The organism is Marinomonas sp. 15G6-16 (assembly GCF_055809555.1).
Window position 1 is genome coordinate 3,067,140 of sequence record NZ_CM147916.1, and the last position, 26,529, is coordinate 3,093,668.

Consider the following 26,529-nt stretch of genomic DNA (forward strand, 5'->3'; position numbering starts at 1 on the left):
TATGTCATCTCTGGAAGTGACAGATGATAAATACAGAAAAACCGAACTGGATATGAAAATTCAGTTCGGTTTTTTTGTGTCTTATGATCTTTAACTCTACAAATTAAAGACTGGCTTGCTCTTGATTTCGCTTCGGCAGTAAAAGTGAAATGAGGCTGGCGAAAAGCAGGAAAGCGCATGACACCCATAAACAGCTGATTAGACCATATTCTTGGTAAATCCACCCGGAAAATAATGTTCCAATTAAACGTCCCATGGCATTGGCCATATAATAAAAGCCAACATCCATTGATACGCCATCTTTACTGGCGAACTGAACAATCAAGTAGCTGTGGAGCGAGGAATTTACAGCAAAAACAGCACCGAACACAATCAGTCCGCCTAGTAATATAACTTGTGGATAGAATGACGACTGCAAACCAATCGCAATACCTGCCGGTAAAATCGTCAATGCCAGTGCCCATAAAGTAACCACTTTTGCGCCAGGGACTTGCTTGCTGCGTTTTCCAGTTATGTGAGGTGCGAGGCTCTGAACGATTCCGTAACCAATAACCCAAAGAGCAAGAAAACCGCCGACAGTCCAATGATCCCAACCAAACTGGCTGCTTAAATAAACCGGTAGTGCGACCACAAACCAGACGTCTCTTGCGCCAAAAAGGAACATACGTGCCGCAGATAGAATATTGATTTCTTTGCTTTTAGAGAAAATCTCAGAAAACTTAGGTTTGCTTGTCGATTTGCCAAGGTCTTCTTTTAGTTGCCAGATACTGAATGCCCAGACTAAACCAAGGGCAAGCGTCATGATAAGAATAGCTTGATGAAAACCTACTGTGGTTAGCAGTAATCCACCGATAAAAAAACCAATGCCTTTTAAAGCGTTCTTGGAGCCGGTTAATACCGCAACCCATTGATAAAGTTGGCCACTTTCACCTTTTGGTACCAGTACTTTAATGGAACTTTTAGCACTCATCTTATTTAAGTCTTTGGCGATGCCTGATAAAGCCTGTGCTGCCATAACCCAAATAACCGTTAGCCATGAATCAGGCACCAAGAGCATAGAAAGAGCGAGAATTTGCATGCCAAGGCCTATGTTCATGGTGCGGTTTAATCCCCATTTAGCACCAAGCCATCCACCTAATAAATTGGTCACGACACCAAAGGCTTCATAAAAGACAAAGAGTAGGGCGATTTCTAATGCGCCATAGCCTAACCCATAAAAATACAAAACAACCAACATGCGCAATGCGCCATCGGTTAGGGTAAAGCACCAATAGTTACCAGTTACGATAAGGTACTGGCGAACACTTTGAGAAAGTTGTGAAAGCATAGTCTCGTCTTCAGCTTTGGGTCATGGGATAAAACGGCCTTTCGGCCGTTTTAAATGGTTTTTTTAGGTGGCTTATTTGTCTAAGCGTCCTACTTTTCGCATTAACTCAGCAGTACGATTTGCATAACCCCACTCATTGTCATACCACACATACAGTTTTACTTGTGTGCCATTGATAACCATGGTGCTTGGTGCATCAATAATGCTAGAGCGAGGATCGGTTTTGTAATCAATAGAAACCAACGGACGCTCTTCATAACCAAGAATGTCTTTTAATTCGCCTTCGCTGGCGTCTTGAAGCAGTTTGTTGATTTCAGCTTCTGTTGTGGTGCGATCCATTTCAAAAACACAGTCTGTCAGAGAGGCGTTGGTTAATGGAATGCGAACAGCGTGTCCATTAAGCTTGCCTTTAAGCTCTGGGAAAATGTGTGTGATAGCGGTTGCAGAACCCGTTGTCGTTGGAATTAAACTACTACCACAAGCACGTGCACGACGTAGATCTTTATGTGGTGCATCAATGATAGTTTGTGTGTTTGTAATGTCATGAATTGTAGTCATGGAACCGTGTTTGATACCGATGGATTCATGCAGAACTTTAACCACAGGTGCTAGGCAGTTAGTTGTACAAGACGCTGCTGTCACGATTGGGTGTTGCTGTGGGTCGTAGTCTTTGTCGTTAACGCCCATTACGACGTTCAAAACACCATCTTCTTTCACAGGAGCGGTGACAACAACACGTTTTACGCCTTGGTCAAGGTAGGCTTGTAACAGTGCCTTTGTCTTCATGACACCTGTTGCTTCAATAACAACATCACATTCTGACCAATCTGTTGCAGCAATATCTCGATTGCTTGTGCATTTGATTTCTTTACCATTGATTAGAATGCTATCGCCTTCGCTGGTGGCATTGTGGTGCCAACGGCCATGAACGGAGTCGAAATTAACAAGGTGAGCCAATGTTGCAGCGTTACCTGCAAGGTCGTTGATTTGGACAAACTCGACATCGTCCCAATCAAAAGCGGCGCGAAAAGAAAGTCGGCCCATGCGGCCAAATCCGTTGATTCCTACTTTAATGGTCATTTTTTAATCCTGATTGTGTTGAGTGTTGAAAGGTTAGGTTGCAGTTCATTAACAGCATTCGTTTAAACGTTCTGGGCGGTTTCCCATGTTTTTAAGCTGTTCTATGTTCGTTTTTAGCCATTCTGTCTGACTGTTTAGTGTTGTTTGCAAAATTTTTGGAGCCCATTCTGGAAGATCTGGGTGTAACTTATAGAACACCCATTGCCCTTGGCGTCTGTCGCTTAATAAGCCGCTCTTACGCAACTGAGCAAGATGACGAGAAATCTTTGGTTGTGTTTCATTGAGTGCTTCCATAAGTTCACAGACACACAATTCAGTTGATTGTGTAATTAATAAAAGACATCGGAGTCTTGTGTCGTCAGCTAATGCTTTAAAAAATAAACTTGGGTCCATCATCTCGATTGCTTTTCTCTCTCATGTGTTCTCAGGAAGAGAGTATATGAATTTTTACATATATGTAAAACCATATATTTATATTTGGTCGATATTTAATGTAACTGTCATAATTGCTTGCCGTGTAACCAGCACGAAAAAGGTGACTCATTTAATGGTCACCTTTTAATAACATCACTTGATAGCAGTTTTATGAAAAACAGAAATTAGCGCAGGATTAATAGTGGAATATTGCTTTCTATGATCATTTTGCTGGTGTTGCTGCCAACGAAAAACTGCCTTACTTTGGAGTGAGCATAAGCTCCCATCACCATTAATTCGATGTTGTGCTCATTGCGGTATTGGGTAAGAACAGGATAGATTTTGCCTGGCTGAATGCTTGAGGTTACTTGGAAACCTTCTTCTTCAAGGATGTTCTGAGCCTCTTCGAGTTTTACGCGTCTTTCTTTTGTATCGTCTCCTGCCATGACTAAGTGACAAGGTAAGCCTAATAAAAGAGGGCTTTGCGCAATTTTAGCAATGGCGTTGTCTGCGGCTTCTCGCCCATCATAGGCTATCATAAAGTTTTTAGGCGCTTCGAATTTGCCGACACTAATAAGAATAGGTTTGTGAGAGGTGCGAGCGACTCGCTCTATGTGTGAGCCGATCGTATGTGCGTCCATGGCGTGATTCGTACCAAGGCGACCGAGCACAATAAGACGAGTTTCTTCTTCTAGATCGGAAAGTGTTTCGACGAGGTCACCGTGGCGTTGTAGTAACTCTATTTGTTTTGCGCCAGCTTTTAAGGCGAATGCCCTGGCGTTTTCTAGAATGAGTTTGCCGTGTTCAAGAGCGAGTTTCGCCCGTTGAGCATCTAATGTAATAAGTTCGTCCAAGAGATGCTCTCGGCTCCCAAAACCTATCGTACCAGATAGGTCTTCATCGGTTCTGGGAGGTTCCTTTTCTAAGGAGTGCAACAATGTCAGCGGGCAAGCCATTTGTTTCGCCGCCCACACAGAGGCTGTTGTGATGTTTTCTGATAAAGCAGAACCATCGATACAAGCTATTATATTTGTCATTGCTGTACTCCTTATCTCATGATTGCAAAAGAAGAAGGAGAGTGTAATTTTTAGCGGTTAGTTTTTAGTGACCGCCCATTACTTTTTCTACTTCTTCTGGATTGTTATGAACACCAAATTTATCAACGACTGTTGCGCTGGCTTCATTTAATCCTACGACTTCTACCTCGGCACCTTCGCGGCGGAATTTGATCACAACCTTATCGAGAGCAGATACGGATGTAATATCCCAGAAGTGTGCATCGGATAAATCGATCGTAACCTTTTCAATCGCTTCTTTAAAATCAAAAGAGCCATTAAATTGATCTGACGACGCAAAAAAGACTTGTCCGACCACTTTATAAGTACGGTGATTCGTATTTTCATTTTTGTCGCTTTTAACCACCATGAAGCGGCCAATTTTATTGGCAAAAAACAGAGAGGCTAATAGCACGCCAACAAAAACGCCCAGTGCAAGGTTGTGTGTGGCGACAACAATAGAAACAGTAGCCAACATAACTATATTAGTCGACAGTGGGTGTTTCTTCAGGTTAATAATGGATTCCCAAGAAAAAGTACCAATCGATACCATGATCATGACTGCAACAAGTGCCGCCATTGGGATTTGACCAATAAGTTCGTCAAGGAACACCACCATGATCAACAGCAAGAAGCCGGCGATGAAAGTTGATAATCGTCCGCGACCACCGGATTTTACGTTAATGACAGATTGACCAATCATGGCACAACCTGCCATTCCGCCGAACAAACTAGAACCAATGTTTGCAATACCTTGGCCTTTACATTCGCGGTTTTTATCACTTGTTGTGTCAGTGAATTCATCCACTATCGTGGCTGTCATCATGGATTCCAGTAAGCCAACAATCGCAAGGCCGATAGAATAAGGCAGGATAATCATCAATGTTTCCAGTGTTAATGGAACATCTGGCCATAGGAAAATAGGCAGAGTATCAGGAAGTTCCCCCATATCCGATACAGTTCGGATATCTAATCCATAAGCCATAGCGAATGCCGTTAAAACAACAATACAAACTAACGGGGAAGGAAGTGCTTTACCGATTACAGGCAGTAAAGGGAAAAGGTAAATGATGCCAAGACCGGCAGCCGTCATTGCATAAACGTGCCAAGTAACGTTGGTTAGCTCGGGAAGCTGGGCCATGAATATAAGAATGGCTAAGGCATTTACAAAGCCTGTTACGACAGACCGAGAGACAAACCGCATTAAAGAGCCTAACTTTAAGTATCCTGCAAATATCTGGATGACCCCAGTTAATAAACTAGCCGCAAGCAAATACTCCAAACCATGTTCTTTTACCAATGTCACCATCAATAGTGCCATTGCACCTGTGGCTGCGGAAATCATTCCAGGACGACCGCCAACAAAAGAGATGATGACAGCAATACAAAATGATGCATATAAGCCAACTTTTGGGTCCACGCCCGCAATAATAGAAAAGGCGATTGCTTCTGGTATGAGGGCAAGAGCAACAACAGTACCAGCGAGGGAATCGCCTTTTATGTTCGAGAACCAATCTCGTTTTATTGAGTCGATCATTTATTACCTTCTATTTTGTAAAAGTATGTAACTTCTTCTTAGAGAGAAGCTTTGAATTAGTATTGAAGTTAATGCGGTGCCAGCTACATGACATACAAGGATAAAGGTACCACTGTACAAAGCAGGCAGAACAAAGGGTAGAACGCTAATTAATTTATTAGCAAAATATTGAAAAACCCTGAGTTTGAGGAGCATTGAGAACGCGGCGATTATAAAGATTTGGGATATTGATAGCAACGACAAAGGCTTTTGAATTATCGGGTTTACGAACTGAAACAAATTAGAGGTATTACTGTACCAAGGTACAATAGCGACTTGTATTTGATTCAACTATTCTGCAATTAATTAAAAATTTATTACGTCTTATCAAGAGTCTAGGAGATTCACCATGAGCGACAATCAAAATACATTTGCAACATTAGGCGACCCTGTTGGTATCGTGACTAAATTAAGTGGGTCAGTCACTGTTCAATCTATTGATGGTCAAACACGAGAGCTCCAGATTGGTGACCAAATTTACTTCGCTGAAACTATTATTACTGGGACAAACTCCAGCGTCACGATTGCTTTTGTTGATGGTACAGAAGTTGTTATTGGCGGCGATTCAATCGTTGAAATTAACGAAGAAGTCTATAACCCAGGCAGTAATGAGGAATTAGTTGAAGATGCTACGGCTGAGGCTGAAGCCCTACAAGCTGCAATCTTAGCGGGTGATGACCCAACTCTAGTTCAAGACGCTCCTGCGGCAGGTGATACAGCCGAACAAGATCGTGTTGATGTTTCTATCGACCGAAATAATGCTTCAGTTCAGATCGGTTTTGGTAACGATACAGACAGCAGTCTACCGACTTATGGTTATGACACGGACAATGGTAGTAGCTCTGTCAGTGTTGCTGTATTTAGTGTTAGAAGCACAGACGATAGTTCATCAAGTAGTTCATCTAGCGATGTCTCTGACACGACAAGTGTTGCTCAATTTGTAGATGGTTTGGTGAATGGTGTTTCTTATACAACATCGAGTGGTTTATCTGGTCTTACTGGTGACCAAGGTGTGGATGGCTCATTCCAATATAATGAAGGCGATACAATTACTTTCTCTGTTGGTGGTGTTGTTGTTGCTGAATTTTCCTCTTCTGTTATTCAAGGTGGTTACTTATTTCTGCAGGATATTGCTGGTGTTGAGTTGTCTGACCTCAACGATAACTACGTTGAGAATATGGCGATTTTTCTACAGGCAATCCAAGATGGTTTGACAGACAGTGATACAGGGACTGATTCCGATGATGGAATTCTACAAACAAATGATCTGACTAATTTGGAAGAGATAAGTGGAGTTATCACTATCACTGAAGAAATGCGTGAAGCATTGGCGGATTATGACCTCAGTATTGTCGAAATGGACAAAGAAGATCTTTCAGATCTTTTGGCTGCTATAGGCATTGAGTTTACTCGTGATTCTGAAATTGTTGACGGAACGGGTGAAAATGTATTTGAAACGCTTGCTATGGAGCACGTTCAAGACTCTATCGAAACCTATGCAGGCGATCGTGTGCCTGAAGAGTTTGATGAGAGAACTCCGGATATTATTGAGTTTCATGAAGGTACTGTTACCTATGATTTTACCGAGGTTGAGGAAACTGGGCAGCTAACTTTTAATGCCTCTGATTTGGCGAATGGTATTGTGACTAATCAAGTTTTTACTGAAAACTTGGCAGTATCCAATGTTTCGTTAGGAGCAGGTTTCGAAGATCTTGGCGAATTAGTTGATAATGGTGATGGCACTTATACTATTAACATTACTAAAGACGATCTAACACCTTATGACCTTGAAGGGTTGAGCTTTGATTTCACAGTAAATGACTGGACAGCTTCTTATACAGAAAGCTCTTCTGTTGCGTTAGATACAAATAAATCTCACCTTTCTACTGACATTTCTGAAGTATCTGAAAGTGATGAGTATGCTCAGTTTACACTTTCTAGCTCCCTTTCTTTTGATGAAGCCCAGACTTTAAAAATCACTTTTACCAGCGAATTGTTAAGTGAAGCGCTAGGTAAGCAAATTGCTGAATATGCAGATGACTTTAGCATGCCATTCGAATACTCAACGGATGGTGGTGAAACTTGGGTCTCTGCAACTCTTGATTCAATGTCAGTAAATGATAATGGTGTTTTGTGGCCGACCTTTGCAATCGAGTTGCCTGCGGATTCCACTTCAATAGAAGTAAGAATTCCTATATTTGATGATGTTGAAGTGGAAGGTGATGAATATCTAGAGGCTGTTATAACGGGTGATAATTTTTACGATGAAAATGTTAGCGTAAAAATTATTGATAATGATACAGAAGAAGCAACACAGCCAGTTGTCTCTATTGACTATGTGTATGCAATAGAAGGCCAAGAATACGCAGAGTTTACTATTTCATTAAGTGAAGCTTCTACAACGGATGTAACTGTTGATTATGGTGTTGTCGGTGTGGGTGCCACAGCTGGAGAAGACTTCGAGGATGTTTCTGGGACAGTAACTATTCCAGCCGGTCAGACTTCAGTGACGGTACAAGTTCCAATTATCGATGATACAGAAATTGAAGATACCGAAATGGCTTTCGTTACATTATCAAATGTAACTGGTGATGCAGTACTTGGAGATATGCAAGGCTCATTACGAATCTTTGATAATGATGGTGAAGATAGCCTTCAGGTGCAGCTGGTTATTGATCCGGTAACAGATGATAGAGTTATAAATGCAGTTGAATCAGAGAGTGTCGTTACTATCACTGGTAGTGTGACAGGAGATGACTTTACTACAGGTGTCGTAACTCTGGTTATAAATAATGAGACTTATAGAACTGTAATAGGCTCTGATGGGAATTGGTCTATCGATGTTGCTGGCTCCGAATTGCAGGTTCATGTTGGCGAGAGCTCAACAGGTGAGCTAAAGGCTAGTGTTCTAGTACTTAATGACTCAGACCAAAAAGGTACTGCCGACTCTACTCAAGCATATAGTGTTGATGTTAGTGCAGATGCGGTTATTCATGTTAATTCGATTACATCTGATGATGTCATTAGTGCCGAAGAGAGTGACGATGTTGTTACTGTTTCTGGGTATACCGGTTTTGAGGTCGCAGCTGGTGACCAAGTGTCAGCGACTATAAATGGCACTCTATATACTGCAAGTGTTTTGGCTAATGGAACTTGGAGTATGGATGTCGCAGGGTCTGATCTTGCAGAAGATATTTCATTTACAGTTAGTGTTACTGGTGAAGATGATGCAGGTAATCCTTTTACTGCAACGACCACTTCTAACCATATTGTTGATGTGGCTGAAACGACTGAAGAGAATGCAACATTAGTTGGTACTGTTTCAGGGGGTGATGATAGCAATATTACTAGTTATGAATTAGGGATTGATGTTTCTGAAGGTAGCTTAATTTTTAAAGATGATGGTAGCTATATTTTTTCTCCAGGAACAGATTTTGATGATCTTGCTATTGGCGAGACGCGAGATGTTGAATTTACATATACCTATGTCGCGGATGGAAATGAAAGTGCGGAAGCAACTGTTACGATTACAGTGACAGGTACAAATGATGCGCCTGTTGCTCAAGCTTCTATCGGTTATGTAGAAGAAGACTCAAATATTACAGGTAAGGTTAGTGCTACAGATGTAGATCTTCCAGAAGACGCTGTTTTATCGTTCACAACAAATGAAGATATTATCGGTCTGACTTTAAATCTTGATGGTAGCTATAGTTTTGACGCTTCAAGTTATGGGCACTTGGGCGCTGGTGAAATACAGAAAATCACAATTCCAGTAACTGTAACGGATGATCAAGGCGCAACAGATACAACAACTTTAGTTATTAATGTATACGGCACGAACGATGCGCCAGTAGCGGAGGCGGATGTTGATACAGACGCAACCGAAGGTGGTGATGTGATCAGCGGCACGGTGACGGCGACGGATGTTGATGGCGATACATTGACTTACAGCTTGGTTGACGAAGATGGCGAAGCGGCGACAGCGCCAGCAGGCTTCACATTAGCGGCAGATGGCAGCTGGACGTTCGATCCAACGGCTGCGGCTTACGACTCTCTAGCAGTAGGCGAAGAGAAAGAAGTCGAAGTGACAGTAGAAGTTGCGGATGGCAACGGTGGCACAGATACGCAAACGATCACGATTACGGTGACGGGCACGAACGATGCGCCAGTAGCGGAGGCGGATGTTGATACAGACGCAACCGAAGGTGGTGATGTGATCAGCGGCACGGTGACGGCGACGGATGTTGATGGCGATACATTGACTTACAGCTTGGTTGACGAAGATGGCGAAGCGGCGACAGCGCCAGCAGGCTTCACATTAGCGGCAGATGGCAGCTGGACGTTCGATCCAACGGCTGCGGCTTACGACTCTCTAGCAGTAGGCGAAGAGAAAGAAGTCGAAGTGACAGTAGAAGTTGCGGATGGCAACGGTGGCACAGATACGCAAACGATCACGATTACGGTGACGGGCACGAACGATGCGCCAGTAGCGGAGGCGGATGTTGATACAGACGCAACCGAAGGTGGTGATGTGATCAGCGGCACGGTGACGGCGACGGATGTTGATGGCGATACATTGACTTACAGCTTGGTTGACGAAGATGGCGAAGCGGCGACAGCGCCAGCAGGCTTCACATTAGCGGCAGATGGCAGCTGGACGTTCGATCCAACGGCTGCGGCTTACGACTCTCTAGCAGTAGGCGAAGAGAAAGAAGTCGAAGTGACAGTAGAAGTTGCGGATGGCAACGGTGGCACAGATACGCAAACGATCACGATTACGGTGACGGGCACGAACGATGCGCCAGTAGCGGAGGCGGATGTTGATACAGACGCAACCGAAGGTGGTGATGTGATCAGCGGCACGGTGACGGCGACGGATGTTGATGGCGATACATTGACTTACAGCTTGGTTGACGAAGATGGCGAAGCGGCGACAGCGCCAGCAGGCTTCACATTAGCGGCAGATGGCAGCTGGACGTTCGATCCAACGGCTGCGGCTTACGACTCTCTAGCAGTAGGCGAAGAGAAAGAAGTCGAAGTGACAGTAGAAGTTGCGGATGGCAACGGTGGCACAGATACGCAAACGATCACGATTACGGTGACGGGCACGAACGATGCGCCAGTAGCGGAGGCGGATGTTGATACAGACGCAACCGAAGGTGGTGATGTGATCAGCGGCACGGTGACGGCGACGGATGTTGATGGCGATACATTGACTTACAGCTTGGTTGACGAAGATGGCGAAGCGGCGACAGCGCCAGCAGGCTTCACATTAGCGGCAGATGGCAGCTGGACGTTCGATCCAACGGCTGCGGCTTACGACTCTCTAGCAGTAGGCGAAGAGAAAGAAGTCGAAGTGACAGTAGAAGTTGCGGATGGCAACGGTGGCACAGATACGCAAACGATCACGATTACGGTGACGGGCACGAACGATGCGCCAGTAGCGGAGGCGGATGTTGATACAGACGCAACCGAAGGTGGTGATGTGATCAGCGGCACGGTGACGGCGACGGATGTTGATGGCGATACATTGACTTACAGCTTGGTTGACGAAGATGGCGAAGCGGCGACAGCGCCAGCAGGCTTCACATTAGCGGCAGATGGCAGCTGGACGTTCGATCCAACGGCTGCGGCTTACGACTCTCTAGCAGTAGGCGAAGAGAAAGAAGTCGAAGTGACAGTAGAAGTTGCGGATGGCAACGGTGGCACAGATACGCAAACGATCACGATTACGGTGACGGGCACGAACGATGCGCCAGTAGCGGAGGCGGATGTTGATACAGACGCAACCGAAGGTGGTGATGTGATCAGCGGCACGGTGACGGCGACGGATGTTGATGGCGATACATTGACTTACAGCTTGGTTGACGAAGATGGCGAAGCGGCGACAGCGCCAGCAGGCTTCACATTAGCGGCAGATGGCAGCTGGACGTTCGATCCAACGGCTGCGGCTTACGACTCTCTAGCAGTAGGCGAAGAGAAAGAAGTCGAAGTGACAGTAGAAGTTGCGGATGGCAACGGTGGCACAGATACGCAAACGATCACGATTACGGTGACGGGCACGAACGATGCGCCAGTAGCGGAGGCGGATGTTGATACAGACGCAACCGAAGGTGGTGATGTGATCAGCGGCACGGTGACGGCGACGGATGTTGATGGCGATACATTGACTTACAGCTTGGTTGACGAAGATGGCGAAGCGGCGACAGCGCCAGCAGGCTTCACATTAGCGGCAGATGGCAGCTGGACGTTCGATCCAACGGCTGCGGCTTACGACTCTCTAGCAGTAGGCGAAGAGAAAGAAGTCGAAGTGACAGTAGAAGTTGCGGATGGCAACGGTGGCACAGATACGCAAACGATCACGATTACGGTGACGGGCACGAACGATGCGCCAGTAGCGGAGGCGGATGTTGATACAGACGCAACCGAAGGTGGTGATGTGATCAGCGGCACGGTGACGGCGACGGATGTTGATGGCGATACATTGACTTACAGCTTGGTTGACGAAGATGGCGAAGCGGCGACAGCGCCAGCAGGCTTCACATTAGCGGCAGATGGCAGCTGGACGTTCGATCCAACGGCTGCGGCTTACGACTCTCTAGCAGTAGGCGAAGAGAAAGAAGTCGAAGTGACAGTAGAAGTTGCGGATGGCAACGGTGGCACAGATACGCAAACGATCACGATTACGGTGACGGGCACGAACGATGCGCCAGTAGCGGAGGCGGATGTTGATACAGACGCAACCGAAGGTGGTGATGTGATCAGCGGCACGGTGACGGCGACGGATGTTGATGGCGATACATTGACTTACAGCTTGGTTGACGAAGATGGCGAAGCGGCGACAGCGCCAGCAGGCTTCACATTAGCGGCAGATGGCAGCTGGACGTTCGATCCAACGGCTGCGGCTTACGACTCTCTAGCAGTAGGCGAAGAGAAAGAAGTCGAAGTGACAGTAGAAGTTGCGGATGGCAACGGTGGCACAGATACGCAAACGATCACGATTACGGTGACGGGCACGAACGATGCGCCAGTAGCGGAGGCGGATGTTGATACAGACGCAACCGAAGGTGGTGATGTGATCAGCGGCACGGTGACGGCGACGGATGTTGATGGCGATACATTGACTTACAGCTTGGTTGACGAAGATGGCGAAGCGGCGACAGCGCCAGCAGGCTTCACATTAGCGGCAGATGGCAGCTGGACGTTCGATCCAACGGCTGCGGCTTACGACTCTCTAGCAGTAGGCGAAGAGAAAGAAGTCGAAGTGACAGTAGAAGTTGCGGATGGCAACGGTGGCACAGATACGCAAACGATCACGATTACGGTGACGGGCACGAACGATGCGCCAGTAGCGGAGGCGGATGTTGATACAGACGCAACCGAAGGTGGTGATGTGATCAGCGGCACGGTGACGGCGACGGATGTTGATGGCGATACATTGACTTACAGCTTGGTTGACGAAGATGGCGAAGCGGCGACAGCGCCAGCAGGCTTCACATTAGCGGCAGATGGCAGCTGGACGTTCGATCCAACGGCTGCGGCTTACGACTCTCTAGCAGTAGGCGAAGAGAAAGAAGTCGAAGTGACAGTAGAAGTTGCGGATGGCAACGGTGGCACAGATACGCAAACGATCACGATTACGGTGACGGGCACGAACGATGCGCCAGTAGCGGAGGCGGATGTTGATACAGACGCAACCGAAGGTGGTGATGTGATCAGCGGCACGGTGACGGCGACGGATGTTGATGGCGATACATTGACTTACAGCTTGGTTGACGAAGATGGCGAAGCGGCGACAGCGCCAGCAGGCTTCACATTAGCGGCAGATGGCAGCTGGACGTTCGATCCAACGGCTGCGGCTTACGACTCTCTAGCAGTAGGCGAAGAGAAAGAAGTCGAAGTGACAGTAGAAGTTGCGGATGGCAACGGTGGCACAGATACGCAAACGATCACGATTACGGTGACGGGCACGAACGATGCGCCAGTAGCGGAGGCGGATGTTGATACAGACGCAACCGAAGGTGGTGATGTGATCAGCGGCACGGTGACGGCGACGGATGTTGATGGCGATACATTGACTTACAGCTTGGTTGACGAAGATGGCGAAGCGGCGACAGCGCCAGCAGGCTTCACATTAGCGGCAGATGGCAGCTGGACGTTCGATCCAACGGCTGCGGCTTACGACTCTCTAGCAGTAGGCGAAGAGAAAGAAGTCGAAGTGACAGTAGAAGTTGCGGATGGCAACGGTGGCACAGATACGCAAACGATCACGATTACGGTGACGGGCACGAACGATGCGCCAGTAGCGGAGGCGGATGTTGATACAGACGCAACCGAAGGTGGTGATGTGATCAGCGGCACGGTGACGGCGACGGATGTTGATGGCGATACATTGACTTACAGCTTGGTTGACGAAGATGGCGAAGCGGCGACAGCGCCAGCAGGCTTCACATTAGCGGCAGATGGCAGCTGGACGTTCGATCCAACGGCTGCGGCTTACGACTCTCTAGCAGTAGGCGAAGAGAAAGAAGTCGAAGTGACAGTAGAAGTTGCGGATGGCAACGGTGGCACAGATACGCAAACGATCACGATTACGGTGACGGGCACGAACGATGCGCCAGTAGCGGAGGCGGATGTTGATACAGACGCAACCGAAGGTGGTGATGTGATCAGCGGCACGGTGACGGCGACGGATGTTGATGGCGATACATTGACTTACAGCTTGGTTGACGAAGATGGCGAAGCGGCGACAGCGCCAGCAGGCTTCACATTAGCGGCAGATGGCAGCTGGACGTTCGATCCAACGGCTGCGGCTTACGACTCTCTAGCATTGACTTACAGCTTGGTTGACGAAGATGGCGAAGCGGCGACAGCGCCAGCAGGCTTCACATTAGCGGCAGATGGCAGCTGGACGTTCGATCCAACGGCTGCGGCTTACGACTCTCTAGCAGTAGGCGAAGAGAAAGAAGTCGAAGTGACAGTAGAAGTTGCGGATGGCAACGGTGGCACAGATACGCAAACGATCACGATTACGGTGACGGGCACGAACGATGCGCCAGTAGCGGAGGCGGATGTTGATACAGACGCAACCGAAGGTGGTGATGTGATCAGCGGCACGGTGACGGCGACGGATGTTGATGGCGATACATTGACTTACAGCTTGGTTGACGAAGATGGCGAAGCGGCGACAGCGCCAGCAGGCTTCACATTAGCGGCAGATGGCAGCTGGACGTTCGATCCAACGGCTGCGGCTTACGACTCTCTAGCAGTAGGCGAAGAGAAAGAAGTCGAAGTGACAGTAGAAGTTGCGGATGGCAACGGTGGCACAGATACGCAAACGATCACGATTACGGTGACGGGCACGAACGATGCGCCAGTAGCGGAGGCGGATGTTGATACAGACGCAACCGAAGGTGGTGATGTGATCAGCGGCACGGTGACGGCGACGGATGTTGATGGCGATACATTGACTTACAGCTTGGTTGACGAAGATGGCGAAGCGGCGACAGCGCCAGCAGGCTTCACATTAGCGGCAGATGGCAGCTGGACGTTCGATCCAACGGCTGCGGCTTACGACTCTCTAGCAGTAGGCGAAGAGAAAGAAGTCGAAGTGACAGTAGAAGTTGCGGATGGCAACGGTGGCACAGATACGCAAACGATCACGATTACGGTGACGGGCACGAACGATGCGCCAGTAGCGGAGGCGGATGTTGATACAGACGCAACCGAAGGTGGTGATGTGATCAGCGGCACGGTGACGGCGACGGATGTTGATGGCGATACATTGACTTACAGCTTGGTTGACGAAGATGGCGAAGCGGCGACAGCGCCAGCAGGCTTCACATTAGCGGCAGATGGCAGCTGGACGTTCGATCCAACGGCTGCGGCTTACGACTCTCTAGCAGTAGGCGAAGAGAAAGAAGTCGAAGTGACAGTAGAAGTTGCGGATGGCAACGGTGGCACAGATACGCAAACGATCACGATTACGGTGACGGGCACGAACGATGCGCCAGTAGCGGAGGCGGATGTTGATACAGACGCAACCGAAGGTGGTGATGTGATCAGCGGCACGGTGACGGCGACGGATGTTGATGGCGATACATTGACTTACAGCTTGGTTGACGAAGATGGCGAAGCGGCGACAGCGCCAGCAGGCTTCACATTAGCGGCAGATGGCAGCTGGACGTTCGATCCAACGGCTGCGGCTTACGACTCTCTAGCAGTAGGCGAAGAGAAAGAAGTCGAAGTGACAGTAGAAGTTGCGGATGGCAACGGTGGCACAGATACGCAAACGATCACGATTACGGTGACGGGCACGAACGATGCGCCAGTAGCGGAGGCGGATGTTGATACAGACGCAACCGAAGGTGGTGATGTGATCAGCGGCACGGTGACGGCGACGGATGTTGATGGCGATACATTGACTTACAGCTTGGTTGACGAAGATGGCGAAGCGGCGACAGCGCCAGCAGGCTTCACATTAGCGGCAGATGGCAGCTGGACGTTCGATCCAACGGCTGCGGCTTACGACTCTCTAGCAGTAGGCGAAGAGAAAGAAGTCGAAGTGACAGTAGAAGTTGCGGATGGCAACGGTGGCACAGATACGCAAACGATCACGATTACGGTGACGGGCACGAACGATGCGCCAGTAGCGGAGGCGGATGTTGATACAGACGCAACCGAAGGTGGTGATGTGATCAGCGGCACGGTGACGGCGACGGATGTTGATGGCGATACATTGACTTACAGCTTGGTTGACGAAGATGGCGAAGCGGCGACAGCGCCAGCAGGCTTCACATTAGCGGCAGATGGCAGCTGGACGTTCGATCCAACGGCTGCGGCTTACGACTCTCTAGCAGTAGGCGAAGAGAAAGAAGTCGAAGTGACAGTAGAAGTTGCGGATGGCAACGGTGGCACAGATACGCAAACGATCACGATTACGGTGACGGGCACGAACGATGCGCCAGTAGCGGAGGCGGATGTTGATACAGACGCAACCGAAGGTGGTGATGTGATCAGCGGCACGGTGACGGCGACGGATGTTGATGGCGATACATTGACTTACAGCTTGGTTGACGAAGATGGCGAAGCGGCGACAGCGCCAGCAGGCTTCACATTAGCGGCAGATGGCAGCTGGACGTTCGATCCAACGGCTGCGGCTTACGACTCTCTAGCAGTAGGCGAAGAGAAAGAAGTCGAAGTGACAGTAGAAGTTGCGGATGGCAACGGTGGCACAGATACGCAAACGATCACGATTACGGTGACGGGCACGAACGATGCGCCAGTAGCGGAGGCGGATGTTGATACAGACGCAACCGAAGGTGGTGATGTGATCAGCGGCACGGTGACGGCGACGGATGTTGATGGCGATACATTGACTTACAGCTTGGTTGACGAAGATGGCGAAGCGGCGACAGCGCCAGCAGGCTTCACATTAGCGGCAGATGGCAGCTGGACGTTCGATCCAACGGCTGCGGCTTACGACTCTCTAGCAGTAGGCGAAGAGAAAGAAGTCGAAGTGACAGTAGAAGTTGCGGATGGCAACGGTGGCACAGATACGCAAACGATCACGATTACGGTGACGGGCACGAACGATGCGCCAGTAGCGGAGGCGGATGTTGATACAGACGCAACCGAAGGTGGTGATGTGATCAGCGGCACGGTGACGGCGACGGATGTTGATGGCGATACATTGACTTACAGCTTGGTTGACGAAGATGGCGAAGCGGCGACAGCGCCAGCAGGCTTCACATTAGCGGCAGATGGCAGCTGGACGTTCGATCCAACGGCTGCGGCTTACGACTCTCTAGCAGTAGGCGAAGAGAAAGAAGTCGAAGTGACAGTAGAAGTTGCGGATGGCAACGGTGGCACAGATACGCAAACGATCACGATTACGGTGACGGGCACGAACGATGCGCCAGTAGCGGAGGCGGATGTTGATACAGACGCAACCGAAGGTGGTGATGTGATCAGCGGCACGGTGACGGCGACGGATGTTGATGGCGATACATTGACTTACAGCTTGGTTGACGAAGATGGCGAAGCGGCGACAGCGCCAGCAGGCTTCACATTAGCGGCAGATGGCAGCTGGACGTTCGATCCAACGGCTGCGGCTTACGACTCTCTAGCAGTAGGCGAAGAGAAAGAAGTCGAAGTGACAGTAGAAGTTGCGGATGGCAACGGTGGCACAGATACGCAAACGATCACGATTACGGTGACGGGCACGAACGATGCGCCAGTAGCGGAGGCGGATGTTGATACAGACGCAACCGAAGGTGGTGATGTGATCAGCGGCACGGTGACGGCGACGGATGTTGATGGCGATACATTGACTTACAGCTTGGTTGACGAAGATGGCGAAGCGGCGACAGCGCCAGCAGGCTTCACATTAGCGGCAGATGGCAGCTGGACGTTCGATCCAACGGCTGCGGCTTACGACTCTCTAGCAGTAGGCGAAGAGAAAGAAGTCGAAGTGACAGTAGAAGTTGCGGATGGCAACGGTGGCACAGATACGCAAACGATCACGATTACGGTGACGGGCACGAACGATGCGCCAGTAGCGGAGGCGGATGTTGATACAGACGCAACCGAAGGTGGTGATGTGATCAGCGGCACGGTGACGGCGACGGATGTTGATGGCGATACATTGACTTACAGCTTGGTTGACGAAGATGGCGAAGCGGCGACAGCGCCAGCAGGCTTCACATTAGCGGCAGATGGCAGCTGGACGTTCGATCCAACGGCTGCGGCTTACGACTCTCTAGCAGTAGGCGAAGAGAAAGAAGTCGAAGTGACAGTAGAAGTTGCGGATGGCAACGGTGGCACAGATACGCAAACGATCACGATTACGGTGACGGGCACGAACGATGCGCCAGTAGCGGAGGCGGATGTTGATACAGACGCAACCGAAGGTGGTGATGTGATCAGCGGCACGGTGACGGCGACGGATGTTGATGGCGATACATTGACTTACAGCTTGGTTGACGAAGATGGCGAAGCGGCGACAGCGCCAGCAGGCTTCACATTAGCGGCAGATGGCAGCTGGACGTTCGATCCAACGGCTGCGGCTTACGACTCTCTAGCAGTAGGCGAAGAGAAAGAAGTCGAAGTGACAGTAGAAGTTGCGGATGGCAACGGTGGCACAGATACGCAAACGATCACGATTACGGTGACGGGCACGAACGATGCGCCAGTAGCGGAGGCGGATGTTGATACAGACGCAACCGAAGGTGGTGATGTGATCAGCGGCACGGTGACGGCGACGGATGTTGATGGCGATACATTGACTTACAGCTTGGTTGACGAAGATGGCGAAGCGGCGACAGCGCCAGCAGGCTTCACATTAGCGGCAGATGGCAGCTGGACGTTCGATCCAACGGCTGCGGCTTACGACTCTCTAGCAGTAGGCGAAGAGAAAGAAGTCGAAGTGACAGTAGAAGTTGCGGATGGCAACGGTGGCACAGATACGCAAACGATCACGATTACGGTGACGGGCACGAACGATGCGCCAGTAGCGGAGGCGGATGTTGATACAGACGCAACCGAAGGTGGTGATGTGATCAGCGGCACGGTGACGGCGACGGATGTTGATGGCGATACATTGACTTACAGCTTGGTTGACGAAGATGGCGAAGCGGCGACAGCGCCAGCAGGCTTCACATTAGCGGCAGATGGCAGCTGGACGTTCGATCCAACGGCTGCGGCTTACGACTCTCTAGCAGTAGGCGAAGAGAAAGAAGTCGAAGTGACAGTAGAAGTTGCGGATGGCAACGGTGGCACAGATACGCAAACGATCACGATTACGGTGACGGGCACGAACGATGCGGCAATAATCGAAGGTGACACTAGTGTTATGGCGCCTGAAACAGATGCCGTGTTGAGTTTGAATGGGGTATTAACGTCGAGTGATGTGGATAATTTCGATAATGTGTTCCAGGCCAAGACTATGGAAAGCTCTAGTGGTACGTTCAGTATCGGTAGAGATGGTAAATGGACGTTCGTTGCCAACAGTGAGTTTAATGAGTTAAATGAAGGTGAGGAAATAGAAGAAAGCTTCACTGTTGTGTCATTAGATGGTACAGAGCAAGTTGTGACGGTGACGATCATAGGCACGAACGATGAATCAGTTATTACTGGTGATGTAATTGGTTTTGTGGCTGAGGATTCAGATCCTGACCTTTTATCAACCTCGGGCACTATTTCTGTTTCAGATGTTGATGCTGATGATTCCCCTGTCTTTATCACTGACAATGTCTCTTCTTCTGATGATACTTTAGGGCAATTAACGATTAATGCTGATGGTGAATGGTCTTACTCTGTTAGTAATGAGGCTGTTCAGTTTTTAGGCGAAGGTGAAGCTAAAAACGAAGTCTTTACTGTTTATACAACAGATGGTAAATCTGAAGAAATCTCAATTACCATTTCTGGTGCTGACGATGATTCTATTGTTGTTACAACAGCAGAATTATCTATTTCCGAAGATTTTTCTTCCCCAATTACTGAAACCTTAGAGATTACAGATATTGATCAAAATGACTCACCTTCATTTGCGGATACTGTTCTAGAAGGTGATTACGGTACATTAACTCTTGTAGATGGTCAGTGGACTTATCAGCTGGATACATCGAAAACTCAATTCTTAAATGATGGAGAAACAGCTCTTGATGATTTTGTCTTGACTGCTACTGATGGGACTGAGCAACCAATTACTGTCACAATTAATGGCTCGGATGACGTTTCTATATTGTCTGATGATTTTAGTGAAACATTAGAAGATACAGCGGTTAGCGGTAACGTTTTAAGTAATGATAGTGATGTCGATGATTCGTTATCGGTGGTTAGCTTCACGATTGCTGGAGATGATGCAACTTATACAATAACCGAGAATGAAGATGGATCATTTAATTCAGTTATTGTAAATGAAAGTGTTACGAGTTCTGGCGTAACTTCTCAGGAGATTGTAGGTTCAATTACTCTGAGTTTGGATGGTAGTTATACATTCACTCCAACAGCTGATTGGAGTGGTGAGGTTCCTCAAATAACCTATACGACAAATACTGGAACAACTTCGACTTTAGATATCACAGTTGATGCAGTGGCTGATGCTCCATCTTTAACTGTTACTGAAACGATAACGATTGATGTTGATAGCTTAGATACGACAGGCAGTAGTGGTTATACAATTACAGGTTACAGTAATTTTGATGGGTTAAACTCAGAAAATAATGTAGTTGGTGAGCTTACTACTGTTACTGGTACAGACCATGATGGTATAGGCGTAAATGCCGAGACTACTAATGGTTCTGATACAATTTCTGAAATTGGTGCAGATGCTGAGCAGAGCGAAGCTCTAGTCGTTACATTCGACAATGCAGTCACGTCAATTGATGTTTCTCTTGGTTGGTTAAGTAATGTTGAAACTGCTACTTATACGCTCTATGCGGACGGACAAGAAGTTTCTACGAATACCTTCTCTTCGGGCAATAATAATGTAAATGATATAGGTTCAATTTCATTTACAGATGACAATGGAACCCCTGTTGCTTTCGATACCATAGTGTTCAGTGCAGAATACGATCCGGATGCGACTGGTTCTTCTGATAATGATTATGTTCTTAATTCGTTAACTTTTGAGAATGTAGTTACTGACACCTCATCTAGTTTAGAAACAGTTGAAGGTGGAGATGTTTCTTTCAGCATTAATGCTGCGCTCACAGATCAAGATGGTTCTGAATCTTTGGGTGTGGAAATTCAAGATATTCCTGTTGGCTTCATTTTGACGGATGGTACGAATAGCTTTACTGCTACGGAGGATTCTACTCTCGTTGACGTATCAGATTGGTCTCTATCTTCATTGACTCTTGAAACGGCTTATATTGATGAAACGACTACCTATGATCTAAATGTTGTTGCAACAGCTTCTGAAGGTGACTCTACAAGTACTAGTACTCAAGTTATCAGCATTAATGTTGTTAATGATGATTCAGTTGCTACGCCAAGTATCACTTTCGAAAGCACTGGTGATGATGAGGTATACAACGCTGAAGAACTTGGCGAGGACGGTCTAGTAACGGCAACCATTTCGGTAACAGGTTCAGAAGTTGGCGATAAGCTGACTTACACTATAGCGAATGGTGATGAAGTAATCGTTACTTTGACAGAAAATGACATTGCGAACGGTGTCGTGGCTGAAGTCGAGCCAGGCCAAGAAGTTACAGCAATCTTGTCTGATGCTGCAGGTAATCAGTCTGACGAAATTTCAGGAACAGCAGCAGATGCTGATACCTCTGTTGAACCTCCTGTTATTACTAATATTACAGATGACTCTGATGCGTCTGATTACTCTACAGTAACGCTTCATGGTACAGGTGAGGCGGGTGCAACCATTACTTTATGGGTGATTTCTGGCTCAACAACGAATGGGAATGACACTCAAACAGGTGAATACACTGAATTGACATCTGTTACCACAACGGTATCTGATGACGGTACTTGGACATTAGATATATCGGATCTTGATGATGTTCCAGTTAACGATAATGAGTTCTTTAAAGTCGTTCAAACGGATGAAGCTGGAAATACCAGCGACTTCTCGAATACCGCACATTACTTCCATGGTAGTTTCCAGAATTCAGCTACAGAAGTTGATGACGATTATGTGTTGACTGGCACAGGTAATGATCAGATTACTGTTGGTGTTGATGACGCCAATGATGCGCTTACTATCGATGGTGGTGCTGGAACAGATACAGTTATCTTCAACAATTTCGATGCAAGCCAAGCTAGTTTTGTTGTAGATGATAACGGTAATTTACAGATTACCCGTGGTGATACGGATGATGTGGTTCTGCTTATCGATGTTGAGAAGGTTAAAATTGACGGTGAAACTTACACTATTGATGAGTTGTTTACGCCATCTGTTGATATTACCGATGATGCGAATAACGATGGGCTTCTAAATGATGGTGAAAGTGATGGCACGGTTACAGCCTCTATTACGTTGCCAATAGCGGCTAAAGCTGGAGATGTAATTACCATTACTAACAATAATGGTGAAGAAGACCGAACCATTGAGCTTGATGCAACTCAAATTGCTGCAGGTGTTATTCTTGTTGCTGGAATTGCGGAAGCTGAAGAGGGTGAAACACTCACAGTAACGGCAACACTTTCTACAGGTACTGAATCTGGTTCCGACAGCGTTGTGGTTGATACAGAAATTGCCACACCTTCTATTACGATTGCCGGTGATACTGACAATAGTGGCGCTTACAGCGATGCTGAGGTTGGTGATAATGGTACGGTCACCGCGACTATTTCAGTAGCTGGCTCCGAAATAGGAGATGTACTAACGTACAGTGTTGGTGGTGAAGAAACTGTTGTTACGTTAGATGCAGATGACATCGAGAACGGTATCGCGGTTGAAGTCGAGCCTGGTCAAGAGATTACTGCGACACTATCAGATACGGCAGGTAATACTTCTACTGTGTCTGAATCCGCACTTGAAAGGAATCAAGCTCCTGTTGCTGTCGATGACACAGCAAGTGGTGATGAAGACACTGTTATTACTATTGATGTCTTAGCTAATGACACTGACCCAGAAAATGACTCGTTGAGTATCCTTAAAGCTGGCGTTTCTGACGATCAAGGTACGGTTGAAATAGTAGACGGGAAACTTAAGTTTACCCCTGCTGATGATTTCAATGGCGAGGCCACAATTGAATACGTTATTACAGATGGAGAATTAACGTCTCAAGCAAGCGTTACTGTGACGGTTGATGCGGTTAATGATGCCCCTGTCGCTGTTGATGATTCAAGGATGACCTATGACACGGGTATACGCCTTGATGAAGCACCTGAATATGGCGTAATGGAAGTTCAAGACGAAAACGGTGAATGGGTTGAAATGACAGTAGGTGTTACATATGACCCAGACACTGAAGTGCGTTTTGTTTCTGATGCTGATGCAATTGATGAGGCTGTTGAGTTTAGTGTTGGCTCGTTTGATGAAGATCCGGATACAACTGAATTTGATGGTACGGTAGCGGTAAGTGACTGGGGGAATGTCAGCGATGACGAGAAATCAGTGGTTAAATCTTTCGATACTGAGAGCGGTGGAAGCATCACGATCACAACTTCTGTAACTTCAGAATCTGATGACTCTGTAACCCTAGCGGCTTGGAATGGTACACAAGACGGTAGTTTAGCCCGTGGTGATGGTATCGGATCTAATAGCCAAGGTGGGCTTCGTGCTGGTGAATCGCTCATTGTTGATATTGATACAGATGATGTTTCAATTAATAAGGTTTCATTTACCTTGAGTGGCCTAGGCGGTGCTTTTGATGAGGATAACGGTGCTGCAACAGAAGTGCATATAACGGCTTATTTTGCGGATGGTACTTCAGAAGTAATGTCCGGATACAGGGAAGGGGATAATGCTTATGAAGCGACTTACACCTTTATCACTGATACGGGTAAAGCAGTTGAATCCTTTGAACTAACGACGTCTGGTGGTGGTGGTAAGTATGTTGTTCAGAATATGACGGTTTCTCAAGTCATATCTGATGAAGTTACTTTGACTACTCTACAAGGTGATGGCAGTGAGTCGACTACAAGCTTGATCTTCGACCCTAGTGAAACGGTCGATGGTGTTATCAGTATGTCGGATGAGTTCATCGATGTAGATGAAACCTTGACGGAAGGCGCTATCGCAACGGATGAAGATACAGCGATAACGATTGATGTGTTAGCTAATGATTACGATATCGATGGCGATACCTTAAGCATCACTGATGCGACAGTCGCTGATGAAAGCCAAGGCTCTGTTGAAATAGTAGACGGTAAACTTAAGTTTACTCCTGCTGATGACTTTAGTGGCGAAGTAACTATTAGCTACACTATTTCTGATGGTGAGTTAACTTCAGAAGCGGATGTAACAGTAATGGTTGATGCTGTGGCGGATGTTCCTACTCTAGAAGTAGAGCTTTCTGAGGCTGTATCTCAAGATGACATCATTATAATTGGGGCTGATATTAGTAATCTTGGTGCTGAAGGTGATAATTATATTAATAGTGTGAATATCACATCAGATACTGAAGAGCGGGTATTTGATTTTGGTGATGAATATGCTGGGCAAGAAGTTACTATAAGCTTTGACTCAGAGATTACAGGTGGCTGGGAAGATGGCGTTAAAAACCACAATCGTTCTAATGTTGAGACGGCTGATTTATATACCATTATTATAAATGATGTGCAGCAAGATCAATTTACTTATGAGCAAAATACAGGTACACAGACCCATAATCAGACTAACTCTTACACTGTGACACTGGATGATGAGGGTAAGGCTACAGTTGAATTTGATGTGGCTTCTACTGCTAATGTTGAGGTAGTGAATATTACAAATATTCAGGCCAGCGTTGAATCTCTGGTATCAATTAGTCAACTAACTATTACTGGGACTCAGGCGGATGAAGATGGTAGCGAAACATTAAGCTATACCATTTCTGAGTTGCCAGATGGCGCTGAGTTGTTAGACGTTGATGGAGAGGTTGTTAGTGCAAATAGTGATGGTAGTTATAATCTAACTGAGGAGGAGGTTTCCGGTCTTCAAATTAAAGTAGATAGTACTATCGGCTCTTTTGATATCGAAGTAACTGTTATCTCCAAGGATGGTGACTCAATAAGTGATGCTGTGACACAGATAATTACTATTAACGGTACTTCTGAATCTCCTGCTATCTCTGCAGAGGCGAAAAGTTCAATTTCATCATATGCTTATGATGAATCTGATGCAGATAATAATGATAATACGGCTAACCAAAATGTTTCCAATAACTATAGCTATAGCAATACCGAGAGTTCGGAAGATGGTGTGACGACCCTAGTTTATGGTGATATAAGCTCAGCAAATTGGAATCTTGGTGGGTCAGATGACTATGTTTTTGTTGTCAATGGTAGCTCTAATAATACTAGTAATATTAACTTCAACGGTACTGGTGATATTACCGCAGTTTTTGGAGAAGACCCTACAAACAACTTGTCCCTCACATTTAATAGTGGCGATGACGTTTTAGTGCTTTCGGGAAGTCAGGATGATTATGATATTAGCTCATTAAATTATAATCGTTCAGGAGATTCTTATGTTTATAATGGCCAAATATCTACTGCAAATGGAGTAAATATCTTTACCGTAAATAACCTTGAGACGATCGTGTTTTTAGGTGATGGCACTTATGTCGGAGACGGTAGTTTAGTCTTATATACTATGGATATTACTGGCACAGTTGAAAACATTGTTGAAGAAACAGTTTTGAACATTACAACGGTTGATGCTGATGGAAATTCTGTCTTTTCAACAGAGGCGATAGTTGAAGAAGATGGATCTTATTTTGCTAGTATTGATCTCGATGGGTTAGATAGCAGTGCTGTATCTACGATTGTTTCTGCTGAACTTGAAGATGGAACTATTGTTCAAAGTGTAGCGGATACTGATGATAGTAGTGATATTGGCGTTACTTTGGACGCCAGTGATGCTACAGGTGATGCGTATTTAACTGGCGGTGACGGGGATGATGCTCTAATTGGTGGTGATGGAGATGATACATTGCTGGGTGGGGATGGAGCTGACTCATTGTTTGGTGGTGATGGTGCTGATATCTTTATTCTTCAAGATGAATCTCTTGTAGAGTCAGCTGATACTACAATGGAAGAAACTAGTGCAGATCCTCTGTTGTCAAATAGCCTTGATACCATTGAAGATTTTAACGCATCTGAAGACGCTTTAGATCTAACAGATTTATTAAGCGGTCTTGTTGATATTCCTGATGAAGATGCAAGTGTTGATGCGATCGCCGAGTTCTTAGAAGCTCACATCAGTGTTGAAGATGGTGCTGTAAAAGTGGATGATGAAGATGTCGCTAATTTTACGGAAACATCATCTTTTGACTCAAATGGAGATGGTTCTGTGAATTCGGTTGATAGCATCAAAGTTATCTACAATGATCAAGAATACAACATCAATATCGATGGCTAGTAAATAGTGTCGATTAAAAAGCCGAGCTGGAGTTTTCAGCTCGGCT

The 26,529-nt window shown here is 46.9% G+C and carries 6 protein-coding genes; 1 reads left to right on the forward strand and 5 read right to left on the reverse strand.

Going from position 1 to position 26,529, the window contains the following annotated elements:
- Positions 1–103: 103 nt before the first annotated feature.
- From arsJ to AC0L46_RS14635, 5 genes are all read right to left on the reverse strand, one after another.
- Positions 104–1,327 carry an organoarsenical effux MFS transporter ArsJ gene (arsJ, locus tag AC0L46_RS14615; RefSeq protein WP_473504617.1) on the reverse strand — a complete coding sequence of 408 codons (1,224 nt, stop codon included), beginning with the start codon at positions 1,325–1,327 and terminating at the stop codon, positions 104–106.
- 72 nt (positions 1,328–1,399) lie between these two features.
- Positions 1,400–2,407 (reverse strand): ArsJ-associated glyceraldehyde-3-phosphate dehydrogenase, encoded by a 1,008-nt coding sequence (locus tag AC0L46_RS14620; RefSeq protein WP_414680041.1) that lies wholly within the window; start codon positions 2,405–2,407, stop codon positions 1,400–1,402.
- A 48-nt stretch (positions 2,408–2,455) separates the two neighbouring features.
- On the reverse strand, positions 2,456–2,800 hold the full coding sequence (locus AC0L46_RS14625) for a metalloregulator ArsR/SmtB family transcription factor (RefSeq protein WP_414680040.1): 345 nt from the start codon (positions 2,798–2,800) through the stop codon (positions 2,456–2,458).
- Between the two features lie 206 nt (positions 2,801–3,006).
- Positions 3,007–3,858, reverse strand: a complete 852-nt coding sequence (locus AC0L46_RS14630) for a universal stress protein (RefSeq protein ID WP_473504619.1) — start codon at positions 3,856–3,858, stop codon at positions 3,007–3,009.
- 64 nt (positions 3,859–3,922) lie between these two features.
- Positions 3,923–5,413, reverse strand: coding sequence for a SulP family inorganic anion transporter (locus AC0L46_RS14635; RefSeq protein ID WP_473504621.1), 1,491 nt, complete (start codon positions 5,411–5,413; stop codon positions 3,923–3,925).
- A 388-nt stretch (positions 5,414–5,801) separates the two neighbouring features.
- On the opposite strand from AC0L46_RS14635, the gene AC0L46_RS14640 reads away from it, so the two are divergent.
- Positions 5,802–26,483, forward strand: a complete 20,682-nt coding sequence (locus AC0L46_RS14640; RefSeq protein WP_473504623.1) for a VCBS domain-containing protein — start codon at positions 5,802–5,804, stop codon at positions 26,481–26,483.
- Positions 26,484–26,529: the final 46 nt, after the last annotated feature.